Source organism: Mycobacterium sp. E3298 (assembly GCF_001666895.1).
Classification (GTDB): domain Bacteria; phylum Actinomycetota; class Actinomycetes; order Mycobacteriales; family Mycobacteriaceae; genus Mycobacterium.
In genome coordinates, this window is record NZ_LZJB01000115.1 from 1 (window position 1) to 4,797 (window position 4,797).

A 4,797-nucleotide genomic window follows, 5' to 3' on the forward strand; every position below is an offset into this window, starting at 1 on the left:
TCAACACGTTCAACGCCTGCTCGAACTGGGGCTTGTTCAGGTTGTTGGCGTTCTGGCCCAGATCCTCCAGCGCGCCGGCCAGGGTGTACGGCGTGGTCGTGCGACTGAGCGGGATCGTGGTCCCCTTGCCGCTGCCGGCCGGGGTCACCGCGATCGAACGCTCCCCGAGAATGGTGTCGGTGCGGATCGCGGCCAGCGACTGATCACCAACGGCGACATGGCGATCCACACTGAAGCTGATCTTGGCGCTGTCTCCGGCGAGGCCGACCGAAGTCACCTTGCCCACCTTGAAGCCCGAGACGTACACCGCGTTGCCGGGGTTGATGCCACCGGCGTCGGAGAAATAGGCGTCGTAGACCTTGCCTTGAGGCCAGAACGGCAATCCCGCGTAACCGAATGCGATGAGCACGACGCACACGACCAGCACCACGCCGAAAATGCCGGTGCGAAGCGGATCGCGCTCACGCTTTGCGTTACTTGGCAAAAGCGCACCTCCCCTTGCTGGGATCCACCTGGCCGCCGAGCGGCAGCAAGATGTCGCTACCGGCCGGGCCGTTGATCTTGATCGTCACGGAGCAGAAGTAAATGTTGAAGAACGAACCGTAGGCACCCAGCGCCGCCAGCCGCAGATAGTCCTCGCCCAACTGCTCGACGTCGTTGTTCACCTCGGCCTTGCGGTTGTCCAGTTCGGTCGCCAGCGGGCGGGTGTTCTCCAGGATGCCCTGCAGCGGCCGGCGTGAATTCTTCAGCAGCTCGGTCAGATCCGTCGTCGTGGAGGCCAGCGGCGGGATGGCGCCCGCGATGTCGTCTTTGTTCTTGGCCAGTCCGCTGATCAACTGCTGCAACTGGTCGACACTGGCCGAGAACTGAGCACTGCGCTGATCGACGGTCTTGAGGACCGTGTTGAGGTTTTCGATCACGTCACCGATGAGTTGGTCACGCTGGCCCAGCGCCGACGAGAACGCACTGGTGTCGGCCAGCACGTTGGACAACGCGCCGCCCTGCCCCTGCAGCAGCTCGATGACGGCGCTGCTGATCGTGTTGACCTTGTCCGCGTCCAGCCCCTTGAGCACGGGCCGCAGGCCGCCGAGCAGCGCGTCGAGATCCAGCGCCGGCTGGGTGTGCTGGGTGTTGATCGTCCCGCCCGGTGGCAGCTTGCGCAGCTCCCCGGGCCCGGACGTGATCTCCAAATACCGGTCACCGACCAGGTTTTCGTACCGGATCACCGCGCGCGTGGACGAATAGAGCGTATAACGCTTGTCGAGCCCGAACGTCACGTCGATGGTGTTGTCCTGGTTCAGTTTCACACCCGACACCGCGCCGACCGGCACGCCGGCGATGCGCACCTTCTGCCCCGCCTTCAGGCGCGACACATCGGTGAACGTTGCGTGGTAGGTGCTTTCGGGGCCGAACCGGAAGTCGCCGAAGACCACCACCAGTCCCGCGGACACGATCAGCATGGCCACCGCGAAGATGCTGACCTTGATCATCATCGAGCGGTGCGTCGGCATGGCCCCGGCCGGCATCAGAAATCGTCCCGTTCCGCGAAGGCGCCGTGGAACAGGAACTGCAGCGTCGAGGGCGCGTCGAACTGCAGTTCCGTGAACGGCTCGTACGGGATGTTGGCGTTGTCGGTGACCAGGAACGGGGCGCGGTAGAACGACCCGCCGGTCTGCTTGGTCGGAATGTCCGGCAGCCCGCGGCAGTTCGGGCCACCGGACGCATTGACGATCGGCAGGGACTCCGGGAACGTGTACGACGGCGCGCCGAGCACGAAGCTCGAGGACGTGAACAGGCCCGCCTTGCGGACACCGAGCAGCGGCGCGAATTCCTTGATGCCGCGCTCGATCCCGGCGAACAGGCAGCCGAATTCGGGGGAATAATCGGCCGCGACCTTCAGCGGGGCCCGCAGCCGGTTGATCGCGTCGATGAAGTTCTGTTCGGCCGGCGCCAGCGTCTCGTAGGCGTTATTGGCCAGACCGATCGTGGCCAACAACGTGTCGTTGAGGTTGTTCTGCTGGTCGACGACAGTCTTGTTGATCGTCGGCAGGTTGTCGAAGACGGTGTTGAGATCCGGGGCGGCGTCGGCGTAGGTGTTGGCGACCACCGCCGCCTTGCGGAAGTCCTCCTGCAGTGCAGGCAGTTTCGGATTGGTTTGGCGCGTCAGCGTGTTCAGGCCCGACAAGATGCCGCCGAAGTCGTCCCCGTGACCGCGAAGGCCTTCGGACAGCGCGCTCAGCGTCCCGTTGAGTTCGACCGGGTCGATCTTGTGCAGCAGGTCGATCAGCGACTGGAACAGGGTGTTGACTTCCAGCTGCACCGCCGATGCCGCCACGTGCGCGTTCGGGCGCAGCGACGTCGGCGAAGGGTTTTGCGGCGGAAGGAATTCCACCGCCTTGGCGCCGAAGATGGTGTTCCCCGCGATGTGCACCATCGCGTTGGAGGGGATGAAATGCATGTCGTCGCTGTTGATCCCGAGCGTTAACCGGGCCTGGTCATCGGCGTAGTCGATCGCCTCGACCTTGCCGATCTGGATGCCGCGGTATTTGACCTTGGCGCCCTTCTCCATCACCAGACCGGCCCGCGGCGCCGAGACCGTCACCGTGTCGATCGAGGCGAAAGCCGCGGAGTAGGACAGGTAAGTGACGAGCGCGAACGCCACCAACAGGCTGGCAAGCACCGCGGCTGCCAGCCGGACGGAGGTACGTCGCGTATCTGTTTCTGCCATGTCCCTTTAAGCGGTCCTGTTACCCGGAGAGGTTGAAGTTACCGGACGCGCCGTAAACGGCGAGTGAGATGCACAAAGTGATGACGACGACGACGATCAGCGACGTTCGCACGGCCTGGCCGACCGCGATGCCGACGCCGACGGGACCGCCGTGCGCGTTGTAGCCGTAGTAGGTATGGACCAGCATCACCGCGATGGACATCACGATCGCCTGCAGGAACGACCACAACAGGTCCGACGGGATGAGGAACGTATTGAAGTAGTGGTCGTAAAGACCCTTGGACTGCCCGTTGATGTACACCGTGGTGAAGCGGGCGGCGAAGAACGCCGCGAGTACCGACAGCGAATACAGCGGAATGATCGCGATGAGGCCGGCGATCAATCGGGTGGACACCAGATAGGACACCGATTCCACCGCCATGCATTCGACGGCGTCGATCTCTTCGGACACCCGCATGGCGCCCAACTGCGCGGTGGCACCGGCGCCGATGGTGGCCGCCAGCGCGATGCCGGCGATGACCGGCGCAACGACGCGGACGTTGAGGAAAGCCGACAGGAAGCCGGTCAGCGCCTCGATGCCGATGTTGCCCAGCGAGGAGTAACCCTGCACGGCGATGACCCCGCCGGAAGCGAGTGTCAGGAAGGCGGCGACGCCCACGGTGCCGCCGATCATGACGAGCGCCCCCGCACCCATTGTCATTTCGGCGATCAGGCGGACCGTCTCTTTGCGGTACTTGGTGATCGCGTGGGGAATGTGACGCACCGTCTGGCCATAGAACAAGGCCTGCTCACCGAAGTCGTCGACCGGCTCCTGCAACCGGGAGGCGAGGTTGCGCAGCCGGTAGGTGACGTCGTAGCTCATCGGGTACTCACTTCGCCGAGATCCGCACGCCGATGGCGGTCATCACCACGTTGATGACGAACAGACAGATGAACGCGTACACGACCGTCTCGTTGACGGCATTGCCGACGCCCTTGGGTCCGCCCTTGACGGTCAGGCCGCGGTAACAACCGACCAGCCCGGCCATCACGCCGAACAGCAACGCCTTGACCTCGGCGAGAACCAGCTCGCGCAGCCCGGTCAACACGGTCAACCCGTTGATGAACGCACCCGGATTGACGCCCTGCAGGAAAACGGAGAACACGTAGCCACCGGACAGGCCGATGGCGCACACCAGCCCGTTCAGCAGCAGGGCCACCACCGTGGAGGCCAGCACCCGGGGCACGACGAGCCGCTGGATCGGGTCGATGCCGAGCACCCGCATCGCGTCGATCTCTTCGCGGATGGTCCGCGCACCGAGGTCGGCGCAGATCGCGGTCGCACCGGCGCCCGCCACGACGAGCACGGTCACCACCGGCCCCAGCTGCGTGATGGTGCCGAATGCCGTTCCGGCGCCGGACAAGTCGGCGGCCCCGATTTCGCGCAGCAGGATGTTGAGCGTGAACGCCACCAGCACGGTGAAGGGGATGGACACCAGCAGGGTGGGAACCAGGGACACCCGCGCGATCATCCAGGTCTGTTCCAAGAACTCGCCCATTTGGAACGGCCGGCGAAAAGTCTGCCGGCCGGTGTCGATCATCATTTCGAAGAACCCGCCGACAGCGCGAGCGGGAACCGCAAGTTGTTCCCTCAACTTGGCTACCCCCCTCGGCTGCTCGCGGCGAAGTCTGTGCGTCGCCTTAGCGGTGTCTTCCGTCGCATGCGGCTCGATGTGAGCCGGATCATATTAACTCAGAACAAGATTAAGGTGTCAATGAAAAGCATTTCTTTGTCCAAAACGTTAATTACCCAGGTCAGACACCGTTACATTTTCCAGAATTGACACACGTTCTACCCACTGTTTCCCCCCCAGGAAGTAACCTCACACGGTTATTGCTCCATCAGCCCGACCGCGGAAAAGTTGCGCTCGGGATCCCGCCCAGCAAAGTACTCTTGCAGCGTCGCGCTCAGTTGCCCGGGCTCCCAGGCCGGTCCCTCTGCGCTGAATCGATGCTCCGCCGTGGGCGCGGCAACCAGGGTCACCTGCGGCCCGTACACGATGAACACCTGCCCGTTGACTTCCGCGGCC

General features: G+C 63.9%; 5 protein-coding genes and 1 pseudogene. All 6 read right to left on the reverse strand.

Annotation, left to right across the window (positions count from 1 at the left end):
- The coding region (locus A9X05_RS05260; RefSeq protein WP_156736482.1) for an MCE family protein at positions 1-484 on the reverse strand (484 nt) is incomplete at its 3' end.
- A complete protein-coding gene (locus A9X05_RS05265) occupies positions 474-1,526 on the reverse strand; it encodes a virulence factor Mce family protein (protein ID WP_067760381.1) in 1,053 nt (350 codons plus the stop codon). The genes A9X05_RS05260 and A9X05_RS05265, both read right to left, overlap by 11 nt.
- Positions 1,526-2,728 (reverse strand): MCE family protein, encoded by a 1,203-nt coding sequence (locus A9X05_RS05270; RefSeq protein WP_067760383.1) that lies wholly within the window; start codon positions 2,726-2,728, stop codon positions 1,526-1,528. Before A9X05_RS05270 ends, A9X05_RS05265 begins: the two co-directional genes overlap by 1 nt.
- Positions 2,729-2,747: 19 nt before the next feature.
- Entirely contained in the window at positions 2,748-3,590 is an 843-nt protein-coding gene (locus tag A9X05_RS05275; protein ID WP_067760385.1) for an ABC transporter permease, read from the reverse strand.
- Between the two features lie 7 nt (positions 3,591-3,597).
- Positions 3,598-4,362: an ABC transporter permease gene (locus A9X05_RS05280; RefSeq protein ID WP_067280820.1), complete on the reverse strand. Its 765-nt coding sequence runs from the start codon at positions 4,360-4,362 to the stop codon at positions 3,598-3,600.
- Between the two features lie 236 nt (positions 4,363-4,598).
- Positions 4,599-4,797, reverse strand: a pseudogene (locus A9X05_RS29385) (short chain dehydrogenase); the annotation flags it as partial.

Excerpts from the sequence above, each read along its gene's own strand:
- A9X05_RS05265 (WP_067760381.1), bottom strand. The coding sequence starts at position 1,526 with ATGCCGGCCGGGGCCATGCCGACGCACCGCTCGATGATGATCAAGGTC.
- A9X05_RS05270 (WP_067760383.1), bottom strand. The coding sequence starts at position 2,728 with ATGGCAGAAACAGATACGCGACGTACCTCCGTCCGGCTGGCAGCCGCG.
- A9X05_RS05275 (WP_067760385.1), bottom strand. The coding sequence starts at position 3,590 with ATGAGCTACGACGTCACCTACCGGCTGCGCAACCTCGCCTCCCGGTTG.